This window comes from Solibacillus sp. FSL H8-0523 (assembly GCF_038051985.1).
Taxonomy (GTDB): domain Bacteria; phylum Bacillota; class Bacilli; order Bacillales_A; family Planococcaceae; genus Solibacillus.
Map to the genome: position 1 here is coordinate 1,730,443 of NZ_CP150291.1, position 18,112 is coordinate 1,748,554.

Here is an 18,112-nt window from a genome sequence, read left to right on the forward strand (position 1 = left end):
CTTTTCCTTAGAGGACCAAAATAAGAGTACCGAGATGTATAATAGAAGAAACACGTAAGTGAGGGAGATGTCATATGGATTATAAAAAAATCATCGCTGCAACAGCTGTAACATCAGCCGCATTTGTTGTGCCAGCAGTTGTTGGGGCAGAAGAAATTACTGGAAAAACAGAATTGATTGCAGAGAATACATATAGTGTTGGTGATACAGTTAACATAGCAATTCAAGAGATAGTGGAAACAACAGGTGGCGTTACGACAAATGACAAAATTGTTGCATATGAATGGTATATTGGAGAGTCTACAAAAGCTGCTTCTACAGCTGCTGAGTTCAAGCTACCATTAAACGCTGAAGGTAAGTCTATCAAGCTAGTTGTGACAACAGAAGGTAAGAAAAAATATTCAAAGGTAACTGGAAAGATTAATCATCTTCCAGATTTAGATGGCGCAGATATTAATTATGAGGAAGGAACAGATTTAGATCCTTTAGATATAATTGATTCACCACGTGTCAATACAACCATTTCAATGACAAATATCAAGCTTCCAGCAGTGGCATCTGCAGAGATTATTACAGGTTATGAATGGTACTTAGTTGAAAATGACCAGTATAAATCACTAGTCGGTGAAAATGAGTTAGATTTAAATATTCCGATTGAGTTCTCTGGAAAAGAAGTTATGTTTGTTGTAAAAACACAGTCAGGAAAACTATTTAAAAAAATCATAGATATCGATCCACTAACGATTGATTTGGACGGTTTGGATCACTTAGTAAAAATTAATGGGGTAATAAAAGAGGATTATCTGTTTTATGACTATTTACCAGGTGATAAAATTGAACTGATTCTTCCTGACATATACGGTAATGGCGGACAGCTAATCACTAAAGACGACTATGAAGTGGAATATAACTGGGTTGCATTAAACGGAAATTACAATATATTTGCAATTCCAAATGCAAATACGAACACATTAATAGTGCCAGTAGATAGCGCTAAAAAGGACTATCAACAATTTAAAGTTTCGTACACGATAAAGGTTCCAGGAATTAATAGTATTAGTGGCGTTAAAACAATTGATTTTGGTGTTCTAACAACAAAAATTCCAGAGTTAGAAGCAGCTATTAATGAGTTAAGTGCGGATAGTGGATATGAGCTGTTAAAAACAGAAGTTGAATCCCTATTAAACATTTATAACGAATTGAATGCTACAGCTAAAAGTTCTGTGAAAAACTACTCTAAACTAGCAGCGTATGATCAAGCTTTAAAAATTGTCTTACCTTTGAATAAACAACTTACGGAATTAAATAAGTCGTATTCGGATTATTTGAACCAGAGTGAATTATCGGTAAAACAATCAGAACTATTAAAAGCGGCTAAAACATTACGTCAATCTTATAACAAATTTACAGCCTTACAGAAATCAATTTTTGATAACTTTGATTATAGTCAAGGTTTACCAAACGTAAACGAACTCTATGAATGGATTGTTAAAATCGATGAAGATGATGCACTCTATTCATCAACTAAAGCAGTAGTAGAATTTAATACAAAAGTTGAAGAGACGGTGTTCAATAGTGAGGAACACACGTATCAGCTAGATGCAGAGTTAAATAATTTAACGGCGTTATTAGACATGGAAAATAACGTTAACAACTATTTGGACGAAGCGAAAACGGTTGATAAGGCCTATCAAGCACTTTTAAAAATTAATACCTTAAAAATGGCTCAAGGTGATATTAAAAAGGCGCGTTCTGTAATCGAAAAAATTAATAAAATCGAACCAATTACAGATAAAAGAAAGCAGGCAAGTGCTATTATTGCCGCAGAAAAAGCGTATAACAAGCTAAACCTTGCACAAACAACGCTTATCTCAGAAACTACCTTACTAAAATTAATGAATCCATCTACGGGTGACAGCGAAAATCCGGAAGTTTTAGAGGACGAAGATGTTGTATCTTTAATTGAAAGAATTGGTGAACTGCAATCTTCAAACATGACGATTGATGACTTAGAGTTAGAGCTTTCTGAAATTGCGATTGAATACAAGCTATTAACATCTGCTCAGAAAAAGCTCGTTACGAACTATAGATCTGTTAGCGCAGTGAAAAAAGATGTTGCAGCTGCTAAGCGTGTGGCAAACGCGATCGTAAAGGCTGAGGATGCCAAGGTAGATGCAGATAGTTACGCGAACGACGATAAGCGTTCGAAGTATATTAGTAAAATGAAATCTACTCAAAGTAAATTCAATTCTGCATATAAAGCTTACGCAAAGTTAACAGCAACTCAAAAAGCGTTAATAGACGGTGCAGCGCTTGAAGAAGCCGTTAAAGATATAAAAAACATGATCGATAATGAGGAATTTGCTGGTAAAGAAGACTATACGAGCGGTAGTACGTCTTCATTAATCCAGCGAATCGAAGAAATCCAAGTCATTTTAGCAGAAGCTGAAACTGCTGGAGCTGAGGACACGTTAAGTGGCTCAGATTTAGATATGGGGCTTAAAGAGCTGCTTAACGATGCCAAAACGATGTATAAAGAGTTAAATTCATTTGAGAAGAAGCTTGTTTACAATTATGGTGTGATTTCAACGGCATCTAGCCATTTGACAAAGGCGACTAATGTGAAAAAACGCCTAGTTGCGGCAACAGATGAAAAGAAATTTAATACTGCAAAAAAAGCATTCGATAAGCTACAAGCTGTCCAAAAAGGATTAATTCTAGCTACGTATACTAATGCGTTTGAGTCACTAGTAGAGGATGACTCACCACTAGCAGACCTAGACGCTAATTTATCAAGCTTTTTTGAAGTAGATGACTTATCAAATTTTGATAGAGTAGCATTTGAAGAATTGCAAAACGAATTAAAATTGCTATCAACAAAAGAGCTAAAGTCATTAAAAGATTATAGTAAGTACCAAGCGTTATTGAAGGATTTAAAAGCAGTAGACTCATTTGTTGCTAAAATGCTGAAGTTAGGCAACAATCCAACGTATTCAAAAAAAGAGTCGAATTATAAATCGTATTTAAAATTAACGCGTAATCAACAGCAACTCTTTAATTCTTATGAAAATCCGGATCAAGAATCTGAATATGATTATTTATTTGACCTATTAGATAACTGGAACAAAGAAGCTGCTAGTAAGGCTGAGGATTTAAATAGACAAATCGCTGAAATCATTGTAGACGGTTCATATGGTTTAATGCCAAATGGTGATACCTCTCTAGAAAAATTAAACCAATTTGAGCTGATCATCACTAATATTACGAAGGATTACAAAGCGCTTGATTCAAAAGAGCGTAAATTGGTCGTGAACTATTCATTCCTTAAAAATGCTGAAAAAGACATTAAAGCGGTGCGTAAAGTGCTTCAATTAAAAGCAGATTCTAATACAGCCGCTCAATTTGAGCAAGCATATAATAAACTAACAGTGGATCAAAAATCACTTTATAATTTAGTGAACCTATAAAACTAATACAGCGAAATTACCCCAAATGTCAAAACGCATTTGGGGTTTTTCCTTCCCCTCTCGCCAAAACCTCCCACTCTTGTTATAATCAAAAAAATCAGATAATTTACGAGAGATAGAGGTGGTTTCATGACAAGCATTCCATTATTCATCATTGCCTGTGTGCTGCTCATTATTTTACCGGGACCAGATACAGCGATTGTGACGAAAAATACGGTTGTTGGTGGGCGTAAGGGCGGTATGAAGACGATGCTCGGTTCATGTGTGGGATTGTCGATTCATACGATTGCCGCGGTAGCAGGGTTGTCGGCGATCATTGTAAAGTCAGCGCTTGCGTTTACGGTTTTAAAATATGTCGGTGCGGCGTACTTATGTTATTTAGGGGTGCGCACATTAATGAATATGCGCGCGAAGAAAACGGACATCGACGAAGAGCTACTTGTGGAAGCAAAGGGGAGCTCGTACTTAAAGCAAGGGTTTATCACGAATGTGACAAATCCAAAGGTGGCCGTGTTTTTCCTAACGTTTTTACCGCAGTTTTTGGCACCTGGCGCGGATGCGTTTTGGTCGTTTTTAGTGATGGGCATAATTTACACGGTGCTGACGTTTGCGTGGTTCTTCTTCTATGTCGTGCTGCTGGATAAGGTGCGCAATTTTATGAAGCGTCCATCTACACAAGCGAGCATTGAAGCTATTACGGGTGTTGTGTTAATCGGCTTTGGCATTAAGCTAGCGTTTGAAAAAGCGTAATTGCCACATTTCAATGAATATTTCACCATTTGCGTAAATATATGTGGAATAGGGTATAGAAAAATATACCACTAGAAAGCAGGTGCGTATTTTGGGTTTATATGTAGGCATGTGGATTGCATTTATTGCGATGATTGTCGTGAACTTTTTATCGAACTATTTGCCGATTAACGGGCAAACAACTGCAGAAATCTCGAATCGAATAGAGGTGCTGTTTACACCAGCAAGCTATGTATTTTCGATTTGGGGACTTATTTATTTTCTTTTACTAGTATGGTTGATTTTGCAATACAAAAGTATAAAGAATAATGAATTTTCATCGCAAATTGGCGTATTGTTTGTTTTCAGCTGTCTATTTAATATCGCATGGTTATTTTCTTGGCATTATGAGAAGTTTGCGTTATCGATTTTATTCATGGTACTGCTACTTGTCACATTGATCTTGATATATGTACAATATCCAAACACAGCGCAAGGGTTGTCAGAGCGTTTGCCGTTTTCATTTTATTTAGCATGGATTACAGTCGCAACGATTGTCAATATAAGCTATGTGTTAAAGTATTATGGAGTGGATTTAGGGATTTCTGAGGCAGTAGGCTCACTTGTATTAGTGGCGGCTGCGGTAGTCATTGGCTATTTAGCGTTAGAAAATTCGAATGACATTTACTTTGTTCTTGTCATTGTATGGGCACTTATTGGGATTGTTATGAAAACCTCGAATATAACAATGCAAAATGGTACCCTTATAATGACGATTATTCTTATTATTGCCGCATTAGCGCAGCTTATGATTAATAGAAAAACACAACGTGCATAGCATCTTTCATACAAAAAGGTCTGTCCTCAAGTTTCGAGGGCAGACCTTTAAATTTTATGCTTCTAATGCTGCAATTGCTGTTGCAACTTGCTCTTCTGTTAAGTTATGACGCACGATGTAACGATTACGCTCATGCTTTGTACATTCGATCGTACAGCCACCTAAATGCTTCGCTTCGTTTTCTTCTGAGGCAATAACTTGCTTGTTACATTCAGGGTTTGCGCAATTAATGTAGCGCTCACAAGGCTCGCCGTCAAAATGGTCACGACCAACGATTACGTGTTCTACTTGGTTAATCGGCACCGTTAAACGCTCATCAAATACATACATTTGACCGTCCCATAGTTGGCCCTTTGTAGCTGGGTCTTTGCCGTAAGTGGCAACACCGCCGTGTAATTGACCAACATCGCCGAAGCCTTCACGTTTCATCCAGCCTGAGAATTTCTCACAGCGGATACCGCCTGTACAATAAGTTAAGACGTTTTTACCTTCGAATAACTCGCGGTTTTCACGTACCCACTCCGGTGTATCACGGAAATTTTCTACTTCTGGACGAATCGCACCGCGGAAGTGGCCGACATCATATTCATACGTATTTCGTACATCAAGGACAACTGTATTTTCATCTTGCATCTCAGCAAGGAATTGTTCTGGTGACAGGTGACGACCTGTTAATTCGTGCGGGTTGACATCTTCTTCTAACCCTAAGTGCACAAGCTCTGGACGTGGACGCACATGCATTTTTTTGAATGTATGGCCCTCTGCTGCATCGATTTTGAATACGATGCCGTCAAATAACGGATCGGCGTGCATGTTTGCCATGTACTGTTCCGTTTGCTCAATTGTACCTGAAACAGTTCCGTTAATGCCTTCGTTGGCTACTAAAATACGCCCTTTTAAGCCGATTTCTTTACACATTGCTAAATGCTGTGCAGAAAATGCAGCTGGGTCTTCAATCGTTGTGTAATGGTAATATAATAAAACTTGATAATTCATAATTTCCACCTATCATCTCATATATTTGCAGGATATACCTGATAGCGTCGTTTTGCGACTTAACTATCATAAGGTACCAGGGGGAGAAAAGCTATCGGACGTTTGACTGAATTATTATTGCCGGATAAGGAAATCCACATAAAAAAGCCATCCTTTCGCGTCAAAGAGAAAGGATGGCTTTGAAGTTATTTAAAAAACACAATCGACATGAAGCCCATATAAAAGCAAATACCAATCGCACACGCCATCGCAATCGATACGATAGTCGGTGCGTGTTTAATATAGCTTACGATGGTTAAGCCGATAAATAGCGCGGTGAATAAAAAGAACATTAAGCCAATGCCGGTCATTTGGAAATAGGCTTGCATGCCAATTGCCACGCTATCTCGGTACAACCATTCGAAAACAGGCGAGATTGCTTCCACCGTAAAGTTCGGAGGCTGTTGTTCGCTGAAAATGGCTGTTAACAATAAAATAACCGTTAGTAAACCTAGCTCAACCTTGACCCAAGTACGCGGTTCAAAGAAAGGCTTGTTTAGATTTAAACGAACGAGTAAGGCATTGCCTAAAATAATTATTGCGAGTGGTAACAGCAGTACATGCTTCATGAGCATAAACTGGCCGTACGTGCTTGTCCAGCTCGTCACGTATTTAGGTACGATGACTTCTAGCATGAGTACGCCACTCAGTCCAACCGCTGTAAACGCAACAAGCGCGGTAGGGGAGAACCATTTTAAAAACGCTTCCCAATTTTTCGCATCCGTTGAAAAATAGCTGACCATGACTAAGATCCCAAGCCACACACTGACAGCAACTAAATGGATGAAATCATAGACTGAGCCTTCCACACCCGCCATTGAACCTGCGTGTCCGGCATAGCCAATCGCGGCCATTATCGTAATGAGGATAAAAATCGCGCATACATGAATCCAGGTCGCCGCTTTTTTAGTCGCTGCGAAAACGAGAAGGATAAGTAAAATCGACAGGGCGAAAATCGCAAGCCACGCGTGACCGACTTTAAATTTTGTAATAATCATCGTTAACGATTCAATCAGGCCAAATTGTGGCACTAAAATCGATAACAGCTGGGTGTTTGGCAAAAATGCAGCAATTGGAATCGCAATCGTGCTTCCAATAAGCCATTTTGGTGCAATCGTAAAGCTTGGACGATACATTTCTGGTACGCATTTCATGATGAAGGCGCCCATAAGAATACTTAAGCTTGCATATAAAAGAAATTGACTAAGTACAACGATTACCATCATTATTTCTTTTTACGCATTACTAGGGCAATGCCGCTCACAAAAATAATGGCAAGAAGAATACCACCGACAAAAATAAGGGGAGACGTTTTTTCAGTTGTCTCTTCCTCGCTTGCTACTGTTGTTTCAACCGGAGTTTCCTCAGTCGTTTCTTCTTCTACTTGTTCAGCAGGCTCAATTTCAACAGGTGCGTCAACCGTAAAGCTAAATTCACCTGATAATGGGTGCCCGTCTTGACTAATACTATTCCATTTTACTGTGTACACGTCGTTTGGTAGGGCGGGCTCAAATGTCCCTGTTAATACACCGTCAACAAGCTCCACGTTCGCGGGCGTGTATTCTGTGCCATCTGCTGCTACAGCCTTAAATGTACTACCTTGTTCAATTTTTCCTTGGTACGTTAGCACGACTTGTGACACATTTTCTGTGACCGTTGCGCCGTCTTGTGGTGTTGTTTCGCTTAAATAGGTGTGTGCCGCTGCGTTTGGTACAAATAATACAAGCGCGGCCAGAATCGATAATACTAGTGCTTTCATCTTAATCGATTCTCCTTTCTTATTAATATTTTCTCATTGTTCATTGTAACGAAATAATGGCAGGTTTTCACTCTTTTGGTGTTGGAATCAAAGCGGTTATGGCAAATTTATGACATCGTGTTTTTCTATTCCCTTTTAAAAAGAATGGACGAGATTAAAAGTTACGAGTTCTCTTTAGAAGGGAAGGCATAATTAAAAATATCTAGGGGTACTTTATGTACTAAAACGCATAAAACAAGGTTTATTGTTATCTTTGTCGAATCTAATTACTATAATAAATTGTCGTGAAATTCATTTATATAAAGGGGGTGTAAAAGGTGGATTTATTACTTTGGTTCACTATTGGTTTCATAATAATCGGATTTGTTGTTTTATTTTCTATGAAAAAAGGTATGGAAAGTAAGGTCGTTTATATAAAAGCAAATGTGGAAGACGAAGAAAACCCATTAAAAGCTAGATCGGTAATTTTGTGGATATGGAGTGTCGTTGCTTTCGGGATAGTGAGTATGTCTCTTGTTGTTTGGTGTTTTCAAAATTACTTTGGATAACTGTTGGCTTGAAAATTGTTTAAATTCACTGAACTACCGAAGCCCGTTTCCATCAAGAGGAAACGGGCTTTAATATAGAATTCAAACAGCTACCATTCCACCATCAACGATTCCTTCTAAACGATACATATCCAATTCGACTGCGTCTGTTTTCGTTAAAAGGCGTGATGCTTTCGGTATTAGTGCGCCATCATTTCATGTGCAATTGTATGGCCATCCATAGAAGAAGGGTAGTACGTAGGCCAGTGTGTCACTTCTTCTAATAACGTTGCACGATCATCGCCTAAATAAATGTGGTAGTGACCAGCGACAGTAGGGAAGATACTATGGTCACTGAATTGAATATATGTTGGCAGTCCTTCTGTTGGCTCGGCTAATTTAAAGCTATAGCGTACACCGCGGTTGCCTTTTTCATACGTTAAAATTTCATGGCCATCACTTACATACGTACCCGTACGTTCTTGACCTTGGTCCGTAAACGTCACTTGATCGCCGTCAATGACAATGCGTTCGATCGTTGTTTTATAGCCTACTTCATAATAGTCTCTGTACTCATCGACGGTCATCGTGCCACCGTTTTTAACCTTATATTCAAATACCTCATCTAATGTGCCATCCAGTAAATACGGATAGACCGATTGCCAATCGCCGGCCCAATCAGTTAACTCACGGGCTTGCACTTGCTCGTCGTCAAAATAACCGGCATAAATCTTTTTCGATGCCTCATCGTCTGCGTGAGCATGGTCGTGGTTATGATCGTGATCGTCTTTTTCAACCGCTGCGATTTCCTCTTCTGCTTTATTTTTTGATGTTTCCTCTTCTGCTGCTGCGTTACATCCTACTAGTAATGCGCTCATTGCGAAAGCACCAATCCATTTACTTGTCGTTTTCTTCATAATTAATTCTCCTTAAACAGTAATGATTACACTTTATGATTATAGAGACACCTTTCCTCAATGTCAACATAAATAGTAATTATTACGATTAATGGATAAAAAGTGACGCATCCGTTTATGAAAATTTATTCAGAGAGCTCTTTTTGTACCTTTAAACGATAATCTTTTTGATTTAATAATTTGGACTCAAATGATTTACGATTGTTAGTTAATAATAAACGTTTAATGAAATTTAGCTCATCTGTTAAATAGACAATTTCATACTGATCACCGTTAAGATTTTCGGCATACATTGCGTTATTCAAGACGAACAATGTAGAGCCACCCTTTGAACCGATATGAGTAAAACGCTTATGGTTGTCTTCATTTAATTGCATGGGCCACTCCATTATGTCACGTAAAGTGTTTGCAGCAACATTTGGTAATTTATCATTTGCTATAATAGCTAGTAATTTACCATAATCATTCGCAGATGCACCGATTAAGCGATCTGACCAAACTCTTTGCAGGGCAGGTGACAAATCAAGTGTTGTGTCATGTAAATTAAGTTCGCCAGTGCGCATTTGTTCGCTTAAATTAATAGCAATTGAACGATAGTCAGCGATTGGCATTTCGTTTAGTTCATTGACTAATTCTTTTTCATCCATCCCTGTTTGTGGAATATGCTCTGAAATGAAGAGGGCACTTACAATTGGATAAACATCTTCATGCTGTTGTAAATCTAACTGATCTATACGGCTATTAATGGATTCCATCCCGAGTAGATGAATTAAATAATCTGTATTCGCATTTGAACTGTAAGTAATCATCCCTTTTGCGACGTCATGCAACGAAACCTCATTATTTTGTATTTTCCCGTCACTTTCCATCGTATTTAACCAAGCTTCATGGCCACCACCATCTGAATTTTTTAAATAAAATCGCTTTAATTCATCTAAAGAGACAGTTTGATCTTTTTTCACGATATTTTCCTCAACTTGCATCGCATATTCTAGTGCAATAATAATTTTGACGGTACTCGCTAATGGACGTATAACATCTGATTGATAGGTAATAATCGGTTCTCCGTTTTCTGAGAGATAGAGAGAGGAGCTTTGCGGATTTTCTTTTAAATGTTTGATCACATAGTCAGGATTGTCCCGATATAGCGCATACGCTGCTATACTAACGATCAGGACGAGAGAGCCGTATATAGCTAAGCGCTTTTTCGTATAAGTTTTCGGATCTAGTAAAATCGTTGCAAGAAATCCAACAAATAAAGCGAAAACATAATTTACATGAAATATAGACACCGCAATAATAATACAGATAATACAGGAAACCGTTACAATTGCTTTTCGAATATCTTCGCGTGTTCTATCTTTTTTCAACAGTAACAGTAAAATTGTGAAGAATATAAGGCATAACAGACTAATCCAAGCCAAAGTGTGCATCGTTAAACTTCCTCTCTATTTAAGAAATCGTAGGTTAATACTTTCGTTTTAATATCGAAATATTTGTTGCGTGTAAAATCATTAAACTGGTCATTAAAAACCAAATAACGAGCTTGTACGTATCATATTGTAGGGGTTGAATAAACTGGTCATATAATTCAATAGCAAACCAGCCAAGTGGTAGTAAAGGAAAGACGAATCCATAAGATTTGTTTGAAATGCTTTTTCCGCGTTCATCCTTGTTCTCTTCTCCTAACTCAAATTTTAAAACGATAAAAATGGCTAGAAAGAATATAAGTACATAGGAAATTCTAAAAACTGTAAGTAAAATACTCATTGTAACTCCTCCTTTTTTTCTCCATACTGAAAGACTTCTTGTAGTTCTACACCAAATAGGTAAGCAATTTCAAAGGCTAATTTTAATGATGGATTATAGCGATTTTTTTCAAGTGAAATAATCGTTTGCCGACTCACCCCGAGTTGGTCGGCTAAATCTTTTTGAGAGATACCATTTTCAGCTCGGAACACAACGATTCGATTATGAATCACTCTCTCATTTGATTTTGGCATTTATTGTCACCTCCTGATTACTATAAAATGTAAACTATTTTTGACTTAAAGTAAACTATTTTTTACCTAAAGTAAACAATTTTTTACATATGAGGCAAGCCAGTTGCCAAGAATTGCTACTAGCATATGGTCTAAGCTTTATGATGTAGGGGGTAGGGGGATTGTGAACCAATAAAAAAGTAGAGTGAGAAAAAGCTTGCAGCACTTGAAAAAGCACGAGAGAAAAGTCGTGCGAAGTATACTTGTGTAGAATGTGGCGAAGTTATAGGAAGTAAAAATTTTACCCATTAAACAATGTTCTAGTGAAAAAGGTACAAACGTTGATATAACAGCGTTTGTGCCTTTTCCGTGATTCCCAAACTTACATTTGCGAACGTTATTTGTGTTTGGCTTGTATATTTCTGAAATTTGGACTTAATTCGCTCCAAACATCAAATTTATTATCGTCTAAATCAAAGAAAATAAAATTCCTTCCAGCATGTCCTCTGTTTTCAATCTCTCCGACACGTATATCTTTATCTTTGAACTCTCTATGAATTGCCTCTAATGCATTTAGTCCATTTACTTCAAATGTTATAGAAAAACGTTCTTCACCATAACAATCATAAAAGTTCGAACTTTGATTTTCTTTAGATTTAACAAGAAAAAAACTTTGGTTTGCAAAATTAAGAATCGCTTTATCTTCGTCTTTGTAGCTAAGCTCTGCACTTAATTTATTTACATACCATTCTGAAGATAGTTCTACATTAGTCACTGGTATATACGTAGTTCCTACTCTTAATAATTTATCACTCATACTATTAATCCTTTCCAACACTTAGTAGTTTAAGTTTTCTCTCTTTGTATATTTTTCTCCTTCTTAACTCTAGTATTTAATTAGAGTATTCTGCTTGTTACCTGAAAAAATGCACCCAAAGCGGTGTTGAAGGGACCCCTAATTAGCTAACAAGATACCTGGTTAATCTTTTCTTTTAAACGTTCATAGCGCTTGCGAATCGTTGGCGCGGGCTTGTCTATAATAGCAGCTATTTCGTCAAAGCTGTAATGTTCAATAATACGAAACACGATTAATGCGCTTTCGTCGGGTTTTAATTGATTTAAAATGTGTTGAAGCTGTTCATCTTGCGCATCTTCTACATTTCTTAGCATGCTATAGCAATATTTATAAATTTTGTCGTAATGGCTTGAAATAAAGACTTCCATATTTTCTACGTTCGCATTTGTTTGACTTAATGCCAAGATTTTTTGGTGCATTATAGTTACCCCCCTTTACTATATAAGACAATTACAAATGATGGAATGTGACATTTATAAATAAAAATTTTAAATTTTCCCAAAAAATAGGTTGCAACAAATACAATCTCGGTGTAATATCTAACTAGTACACTATAACAGGAGGTTCAATGTGAAGCAGTTTATTGGTTTATTAAAAATGGAGCATCGGCATCTTGGCGTGACGTATCTGGTGTTAGCAGCCTTGTCATTGATTGCGCTCTATATTGCGCCATTAGGGATTGTTTATTATTATCCGCACTTAGTTGTAGAGCATGTTCGCTTTACGAGCTTGATTCCGTTAGCGATTCTAAATTATCTTGCAGGTATTGTTTTATTTAGGAGCAGTTTAAAACGTGATATCAAGGTGAAGGATATTTGGCTCCATAGTGCGAGCACGATGTACATGTTAGTTGGCGTGAAACTGGTTTATCAATTAATCGGTTTAATCATTGTGGAAGCATGCGTATTTAGTGGCTTTTTCTTCATCGGTGATTTAGTCGAAGGAACCATTTTAGAGTTTATCGTATTTGCGTTATTTTCTACGGTTCTTACCATCTTTTTTTATGTGTTCCTTATTGTATTTGTTTACTTTTTCATCGTGCTGAATTTACAGGGCAAACGATATATCGGTAAATTTAGCATCATTCTTATGTTGGGTGCCTTGCTCGTATACTTCAAAATTTTAGAATGGCTTCCAACAGAGACGCCATTACAAGTGGGGAAAGTGGATTTTAGCTGGCTCGAAAACTATATGCCGAACTTTGGCAATGACGTGGATGTTACAGTTGTCTTTTCAAGCTTGTACATTGTAGAGGAACTGTTTATGTGGGCGGTACTGATTGCCATCTTTATGGGCACAAGTAAATGGTTAGAGAGGGTGTTGATGCGATGACGATCGATTTCGCAAAAGACCGTCCGATTTACTTGCAGCTCGTGGAGTTGATTTGTGGTGACATTATTAAAGGGAAATTACAGTCGGGGGATAAGCTCCCATCCGTTCGAGAATTTGCGCTAGATTCAGGTGTCAATGTCAACACAGTCCAGCGCGTGTATAAGGAGTTGGAAGTGATGGCGTTGACGGAAACAAAACGTGGACAAGGAACATTTATAACAACTGATATGCAGGCGATTTACATGATGCGTGAGCAAATGAAAACACAGGTAGCACAACAGTTTGTCGCATCAATTCAGTCGCTCGGCTTTAACGTAGAGGAAATTATCGATGTGTTAAAAAGGCAGGAGGGATAAGATGGACGTACAGCGACTTTCATTTCGTTATGGTAAAAAAACAATTTTAGACGGCTTAACATTTTCAATCGAGCAAGGGCAAATGATTGGTTTAATTGGCGAAAATGGTAGCGGGAAATCCACGCTCTTAAAATTATTAGCAGGCATCCTGCAGCCAACTTCTGGTACGGTCTCATTTCAAGGGGAACGTGTAACACGCCGCAGTGCTTCAGTAATTGCTTATCAGCCGGATGTTGATTTATTTCATGAAAAGCTAACGGGCGATGAAGTATTTGAATTTTATGATTCACAGTTTACAGACTTTTCGATCGACAAAGCACATGAAATCGCAGCATTTTTACAAGTGCCGACGACAGTGCAGCTTGGAAAATTGTCGAAAGGGAATCGCGGGCGTATTAAAATGGCGACGTTTTTAGCACGTGACGCGAAGCTGTATTTGTTTGATGAGCCATTTGCAGGGTTAGATCCAATTGCACGAGAATTGTTAATGAAGGCAATGATTAAGTTTATCGATACGACAAATTGCGCGGTGGTGCTGTCGACACATGAGGTCAACGAGGTCGAGCCGATTTTAGATCAGGTGATGATTTTAAAAGATGGCCATTTATGTGCAATGGATCATTTAGAGGAAGTGCGCGATGAACGCGGTGTAGACGCCGTATCGTGGATGAAAAGTTTATATGAAAGTGGGAGAAGCAAGTGACAAATCCAATCGTTCAAATCAAAAAGTTAAATAAGACGATTAAAGGCAAGCAGTTAATTAAAGATGTCTCGCTCGATTTTTACCCAGGACAAATTACTGGCTTTTTAGGGCCAAATGGTGCGGGTAAGACGACAACGATTCGTATGATGACAGGGCTGATGCACCCAACAAGCGGCGAAGTGATCATTAACGGCATCTCGCTACAAAAGGATTTTGAAAAGGCAATTGTCCATGTCGGGGTAATTGTCGAAAATCCGGAAATGTACAAATACATGACGGGCTATAAAAACTTACAGCATTTTGCACGCATGCATAACGTACCGAAATCACGCATTGACGAAGTTGTTGCCCAAGTCGGCTTACAAAATCGTATTCATGAAAAGGTGCGCACGTATTCACTTGGGATGCGTCAACGACTCGGTTTAGCACAGGCAATGCTACATAATCCGAAGTTTTTAATTTTAGATGAACCGACGAACGGCTTAGACCCAGCTGGTATTCGTGAGTTCCGTATGTATTTACGTAAAATCGCCGAAGAAGACAATGTGGCAATCGTCGTTTCAAGTCACTTATTATCAGAAATCGAACTAATGGTTGACCGAGTTGCGGTTATTCAAAATGGTGAAATTATTGATATGCGCGAGTTGACAGCGCAAACGGTAGAAGAGTTTTATGTGGAGGTCGGCCAGCCAGAAGCGTTTGAAACGCTAATTGGGGAGCGCGGTCGTCGTGACAAGGGAGGCTATATTGTCACGATTACACGAGACTCTGTGCCAACGCTTGTGCGTGAAATGACGGCAGCGAGTATTGATTTATATACAATTCAGCCTGTAACAAAAGGCTTAGAAGAGCAATTTTTAGAAATGACTGGTGGAGGTGCGATCGATGCGATTCGTTAAAAATGAATGGATAAAAATTTGGAATCAGCGTAGCTCTTGGATTATGCTTGGGCTGTTAATTGTCGGCTTAATTGGGATGCTTGGCTTAAATAAATATTTTACAGATGCAAGCGGTACACAAGAGGAACGCCGCGCTGCTAATGAAGAAACGATCACGTTTTATGAAGAACAGTTAGCAAATGAAACAGATGAGGCGTATAAAGCGGAACTCGAGCAATCAATTGCGTTAGCACAGTATCGTATTGACAATGATTTACCATCAGAAGGTACGATGACAGCGATGGAGGGGATTGATTTTACATTATCGTTTAGTATTGTCATTGTTGGTATTTTCACAATGGTGATCGGCGCGTCCATCGTCTCGAATGAGTTCGGAACAGGAACGATTAAAATGCTATTAACACGTCCAGCCGCGCGATGGAAAATTTTATTATCAAAGCTTGTGGCAACACTTCTTTACGGAGTTGCTTTATTGATTGCAGGGCTTGCAGTTGGTGCGATTACGAGCTTTATCATGTATAATTCGAGTGCACCAATTCAAATTATTATGGAAAACGGTCAAATTGTTGAAAAAGCAATGGAATTTAATTTTGCTGAGCAGCTTGCATTAAACGCGGCGTCAACGTTTATGGTTGTAATATTTGCGTTTATGCTTGGTACGCTATTTAGCTCAAGTACATTAGCCGTATCGCTTGCGCTGGGGATTATGTTCTTCGGCTCGATGATTACGATGTACTTATCAAATTATGAGTTTGCGAAATATATTTGGTTATCGAATGACTTAGCACAATTTGTCGGCGAAGGAACACCAATTATTTCTGACATTACATTTAGTTTTGCAGTGATTGTCAATATTGTTTACGCAATCATTTTCTTAGCGGTGACGTTCATTTACTTCATCCGTCGCGATATTACGGCATAAAAAAGCGGGATTGTCTAGAATGCTTTCTGGACAATCCCGTTTTGCGTCGAGGATGGAGGCCAGCACGATGCTGGTCATGAATGCGTTGTCACAGGATGTGACGAACTTAGCATAGATGCACCGCCCTAAAGCGGTTAATTAACACATGAACGAAGCACTGCGCGAAAAGTGAATACTTTTCGCGTTACGGGTTCTCTTTAGAGGTACAAAATTTAAAATAACTATTGAAATACCCAGTGAAATATATTTGTTTTCAGAGGATATTTTACCTACTATATCGCATAGTAATTAGATAGAAAGATTATCGTTTTGTCGACTAATTAGTACAATATAAAGGTGAACGTTCCCAAACGTCGGCTTGGGGACATTTTAAGAGATAAGAAATTATAAAGTTTTGCGTTACAACAGTGTCTAGGCGAAAGTTATTTCGGCTGATTTACAGCAAGACAAAATCAGCGAAGTGCTAAGCATACAATGCTCTAAAATATATAAAAATAAACCTTTCTCAGAATAAGAGAAAGGTTTATTACATGAATAAGAAAATTACTTGTAGCACAATTTATGCAGCTTTTTGTTTCTCCACCAGATTTTTAATCCATACGAGTACAAGTGCCACCACTAAAATCCAGACAAGAACGATACCGTATTCATTGAATACATTACCCGTAAAGAATAAAACATCTTTTAGCCCTTCTACAAAGAAGCGAAGTGGTAGCCATGAAATGATATAATCACGGTAAAAATCTGGTACCATCTCTGGTGCTAACTGTACGGCAGCCATACTGAAGAACATCATTAACACATAAAGGATAATACTTGGCAGTTTCAGCCAACGTAGCGTTGCAAAAATCATAAAGATAAACGTTGCAATGGCAAGTGATACGAATAATGCCACTTTATGAAACGATGCATACTCAAATCCTAAAATCCATGTAGAATACCACGTAATGACATAGCCACCGACGATCGCGTACACAAACGGTAAAATCGATTGCAATGTATTGAATTTCAGTTTGTTGGCTTTCGTTGCAAATATACGTTTATTACCTGCTAAGAACAACATGACAGCGCCTATTAAGCTCGAAAACCATACAGCAGTCAATAAGCCCGCTGGAACACTTGCTAACCCATTCACTTCATGTACTTTTACAATTTCCGATTGAATTGGATTCGCAAAGCCGTGTACTTTATCTGGTGCAATCGGTGAAATCATCGCTCCAACTTGTGCTAACGGACTATTTTCACCTTGTGCTGCAAGGATTGGAGCAAGGTTTTCTTTCATTTCCTCTGTTTTCTCTCCGACAGCTGTTAACATTTGTGTGCTGACATTTGTATTCATCATCGATACCATAGTTGTCAGAGCTGTTTGGACAATCGTTGCCACTGTCGCATTGGCACCTTCATTAATATAAATTTGCATCGTTGCTTTTTCTGGTGTAGGTGTTTGCAATGTTGCAAGCTTACTTGAAAAGTCTGTTGGAATGACTAAAGCCCCGTACGCTTCTCTTTCATCCATCGCTGTCTTTAATGCATCCACCGATTCATACTCGGTAAACTTCACAGCTTCTGGCGCATTGGCAAGTAATGCTTGTGACAGCGTTGCCCCCATTTCTCCTTCATCTGATACAACTAAGCCAATTGGTAAGTCCTTTGGATTCATTTTTACCGTTGGAATATTCGATGACATAAAAATAAGTCCTAAAATAAGCACCGCAATAATCGGTATTAAAAAAATTCGATTTGAATTTGCTAATTTCTCCATTCAACAACCTCCTCGTTCGATTTTGATT

Annotated in this window: 19 protein-coding genes; 9 read left to right on the forward strand and 10 right to left on the reverse strand. The window is 38.3% G+C overall.

Annotated features, from left to right (window positions below; translation table 11 throughout):
• The first annotated feature begins 74 nt into the window (after positions 1-74).
• The 3 genes from NSQ62_RS08590 (at position 75) to NSQ62_RS08600 (ending at position 5,034) form a co-directional block, all read left to right on the forward strand.
• Positions 75-3,467: a hypothetical protein gene (locus NSQ62_RS08590; RefSeq protein WP_341323521.1), complete on the forward strand. Its 3,393-nt coding sequence runs from the start codon at positions 75-77 to the stop codon at positions 3,465-3,467.
• A 129-nt stretch (positions 3,468-3,596) separates the two neighbouring features.
• On the forward strand, positions 3,597-4,217 hold the full coding sequence (locus NSQ62_RS08595) for a LysE family translocator (protein WP_341323522.1): 621 nt from the start codon (positions 3,597-3,599) through the stop codon (positions 4,215-4,217).
• Positions 4,218-4,299: 82 nt separating this feature from the next.
• Positions 4,300-5,034: a tryptophan-rich sensory protein gene (locus NSQ62_RS08600; RefSeq protein WP_341323523.1), complete on the forward strand. Its 735-nt coding sequence runs from the start codon at positions 4,300-4,302 to the stop codon at positions 5,032-5,034.
• 54 nt (positions 5,035-5,088) lie between these two features.
• Here the strand turns inward: NSQ62_RS08600 and NSQ62_RS08605 are convergent, their stop codons facing one another.
• The 3 genes from NSQ62_RS08605 to NSQ62_RS08615 all read right to left on the reverse strand — a co-directional run bounded on the left by NSQ62_RS08605 (position 5,089) and on the right by NSQ62_RS08615 (position 7,828).
• Positions 5,089-6,030 (reverse strand): rhodanese-related sulfurtransferase, encoded by a 942-nt coding sequence (locus NSQ62_RS08605; RefSeq protein ID WP_341323524.1) that lies wholly within the window; start codon positions 6,028-6,030, stop codon positions 5,089-5,091.
• Between the two features lie 185 nt (positions 6,031-6,215).
• The gene (locus tag NSQ62_RS08610) at positions 6,216-7,223 is read right to left on the reverse strand and encodes a CopD family protein (RefSeq protein ID WP_341323525.1); all 1,008 of its coding nucleotides are present in this window, start codon (positions 7,221-7,223) and stop codon (positions 6,216-6,218) included.
• Between the two features lie 71 nt (positions 7,224-7,294).
• Positions 7,295-7,828 carry a copper resistance protein CopC gene (locus tag NSQ62_RS08615; RefSeq protein WP_341323526.1) on the reverse strand — a complete coding sequence of 178 codons (534 nt, stop codon included), beginning with the start codon at positions 7,826-7,828 and terminating at the stop codon, positions 7,295-7,297.
• A 317-nt stretch (positions 7,829-8,145) separates the two neighbouring features.
• Here NSQ62_RS08615 and NSQ62_RS08620 point away from each other — a divergent pair, with 317 nt between their 5' ends.
• Positions 8,146-8,376, forward strand: a complete 231-nt coding sequence (locus NSQ62_RS08620) for a hypothetical protein (RefSeq protein ID WP_341323527.1) — start codon at positions 8,146-8,148, stop codon at positions 8,374-8,376.
• A 179-nt stretch (positions 8,377-8,555) separates the two neighbouring features.
• Here NSQ62_RS08620 and NSQ62_RS08625 read toward each other — a convergent pair whose 3' ends face one another.
• The 6 genes from NSQ62_RS08625 to NSQ62_RS08650 all read right to left on the reverse strand — a co-directional run bounded on the left by NSQ62_RS08625 (position 8,556) and on the right by NSQ62_RS08650 (position 12,529).
• Positions 8,556-9,272: a metal-binding protein ZinT gene (locus NSQ62_RS08625; RefSeq protein WP_341323528.1), complete on the reverse strand. Its 717-nt coding sequence runs from the start codon at positions 9,270-9,272 to the stop codon at positions 8,556-8,558.
• A 125-nt stretch (positions 9,273-9,397) separates the two neighbouring features.
• Positions 9,398-10,705, reverse strand: coding sequence for a serine hydrolase (locus NSQ62_RS08630; RefSeq protein WP_341323529.1), 1,308 nt, complete (start codon positions 10,703-10,705; stop codon positions 9,398-9,400).
• A gap of 34 nt (positions 10,706-10,739) precedes the next feature.
• Positions 10,740-11,042 carry a hypothetical protein gene (locus NSQ62_RS08635; protein ID WP_341323530.1) on the reverse strand — a complete coding sequence of 101 codons (303 nt, stop codon included), beginning with the start codon at positions 11,040-11,042 and terminating at the stop codon, positions 10,740-10,742.
• Positions 11,039-11,254: a helix-turn-helix transcriptional regulator gene (locus NSQ62_RS08640; RefSeq protein WP_341323907.1), complete on the reverse strand. Its 216-nt coding sequence runs from the start codon at positions 11,252-11,254 to the stop codon at positions 11,039-11,041. The genes NSQ62_RS08635 and NSQ62_RS08640 overlap by 4 nt, the downstream gene beginning before the upstream one ends.
• A gap of 397 nt (positions 11,255-11,651) precedes the next feature.
• Entirely contained in the window at positions 11,652-12,071 is a 420-nt protein-coding gene (locus tag NSQ62_RS08645) for a VOC family protein (protein WP_341323531.1), read from the reverse strand.
• Between the two features lie 146 nt (positions 12,072-12,217).
• The gene (locus NSQ62_RS08650; protein WP_341323532.1) at positions 12,218-12,529 is read right to left on the reverse strand and encodes a sigma-70 region 4 domain-containing protein; all 312 of its coding nucleotides are present in this window, start codon (positions 12,527-12,529) and stop codon (positions 12,218-12,220) included.
• 151 nt (positions 12,530-12,680) lie between these two features.
• Between NSQ62_RS08650 and NSQ62_RS08655 the strand changes: the two genes are divergently transcribed.
• The 5 genes from NSQ62_RS08655 to NSQ62_RS08675 are packed head-to-tail and all read left to right on the forward strand — an operon-like array spanning position 12,681 to position 16,322.
• Entirely contained in the window at positions 12,681-13,442 is a 762-nt protein-coding gene (locus NSQ62_RS08655) for a hypothetical protein (RefSeq protein WP_341323533.1), read from the forward strand.
• Positions 13,439-13,798: a GntR family transcriptional regulator gene (locus NSQ62_RS08660; protein ID WP_341323534.1), complete on the forward strand. Its 360-nt coding sequence runs from the start codon at positions 13,439-13,441 to the stop codon at positions 13,796-13,798. The genes NSQ62_RS08655 and NSQ62_RS08660 overlap by 4 nt, the downstream gene beginning before the upstream one ends.
• 1 nt (position 13,799) lies before the next feature.
• Positions 13,800-14,501: an ABC transporter ATP-binding protein gene (locus tag NSQ62_RS08665; protein WP_341323535.1), complete on the forward strand. Its 702-nt coding sequence runs from the start codon at positions 13,800-13,802 to the stop codon at positions 14,499-14,501.
• A complete protein-coding gene (locus NSQ62_RS08670) occupies positions 14,498-15,400 on the forward strand; it encodes an ABC transporter ATP-binding protein (protein WP_341323536.1) in 903 nt (300 codons plus the stop codon). Before NSQ62_RS08665 ends, NSQ62_RS08670 begins: the two co-directional genes overlap by 4 nt.
• The gene (locus NSQ62_RS08675; protein WP_341323537.1) at positions 15,387-16,322 is read left to right on the forward strand and encodes an ABC transporter permease subunit; all 936 of its coding nucleotides are present in this window, start codon (positions 15,387-15,389) and stop codon (positions 16,320-16,322) included. Before NSQ62_RS08670 ends, NSQ62_RS08675 begins: the two co-directional genes overlap by 14 nt.
• A 559-nt stretch (positions 16,323-16,881) precedes the next feature.
• On the opposite strand, the gene NSQ62_RS08680 is transcribed toward NSQ62_RS08675, so the two are convergent.
• On the reverse strand, positions 16,882-18,084 hold the full coding sequence (locus NSQ62_RS08680; RefSeq protein WP_341323538.1) for an ABC transporter permease: 1,203 nt from the start codon (positions 18,082-18,084) through the stop codon (positions 16,882-16,884).
• Between the last annotated feature and the right edge of the window lie 28 nt (positions 18,085-18,112).